The following is a 1172-nucleotide window of genomic DNA, read 5'->3' as shown; positions in this document are numbered from 1 at the left end:
AACAGGCCCAGGCCGCCGCCGGGGCGGCCCTTGCTCGACTGGTAGGGCTTGCCGAACTGCGCCAGCATCGCGGGCGCGAAGCCCGGGCCGGCATCGGTCACGACCAACTGCAGGTCGTCGCCCTCGTGCGCCACCTCTAGCCGCACCCAGTGCGGCGAGGCTTCGAGCGCATTGTCGAGCACGTTGCAGATCATCTGCTTGAGCGCCGAGTCGGAGACCATCGGCAGGTCGCGGCCGAAGCGGTTGTCGTAGACGAAGGTGCCGACCGGCCGCGTGGTGCGCCACTCCTCGACCAGGTCGTCGAGGAAGGTGCTGACCGTGGTCTCCTCGGACGACTCGCCACGGGCCTCGCCGGCCGACAGCAGGATGCCGCTGACGATCGACTTGCAGCGCTGGATCTGGATCTCCATCTCGCTGACTTCCTGCAGCAGCTCGGGGTCGGAGCTGAAGTGCGGCAGCCGGCGCCAGTCGCCGAGGATCACCGCCAGCGTGGCCAGCGGCGTGCCGAGCTCGTGCGCCGCGCCCGAGGCGAGCAGGCCCATGCGCACGATGTGCTCCTCCTCGGCGGCGCGCTGGCGCAGGCCCGCGAGCTTGGCGTCGCGCTCGCGCAGGTTGCCGCTGATGCGCGTGATGAACACCACCAGCAGCGCCGCGTTGAGCGCGAAGCACACCAGCGTGCCCTGGATGTAGGGGCTCCACAGGCCGCGGTCGTGGTCGGGCGGCAGCGAGAGCGGGCGCGAGAACAGCGCCAGTCCCGCGAAGCACAGGGTGGTGACGCCCACCACGGTCCAGGTCGACCAGGGCTTGAGCAGCACCGCGCCCAGGATCACCTGCAGCAGGTAGAGGAAGACGAAGGGGTTGCTGGCGCCGCCGCTCAGGTAAAGCAGCGAGGTCAGGATCGCCACGTCGACCAGCAGCGCGAGCATCAGCTCGCCGTTGGTCACGCGCCGGTGGGTGCGCCAGCGCAGCAGGCTCGCGAGGTTGAACAGCGCCAGGCAGGTCAGCGCCTGCAGCATCTGGTTGAGCGGCAGGTGGATGCGGTAGCCGTAGTGCACCACCAGGATCGTCACCACCTGCCCCACCACGGCGAACCAGCGCAGCTGGATCAGCTGCTGCATGTTCTTGTGGCCGGTCGCGTTGTCCAGGCTGGCCACGCCCGCGCGCGGGGCCTG

Annotated in this window: 1 protein-coding gene; it reads right to left on the bottom strand. The window is 70.0% G+C overall.

Annotation, left to right across the window (positions count from 1 at the left end; all coding sequences use genetic code 11):
- On the bottom strand, positions 1-1172 hold a 1172-nt coding region (locus AC27VN_RS41975), incomplete at both ends, for an ATP-binding protein (RefSeq protein WP_490880586.1).

This window comes from Variovorax sp. 20P10.2.4 (genome assembly GCF_058244205.1).
This window is presented reverse-complemented; position numbering and strand designations above follow the sequence as displayed.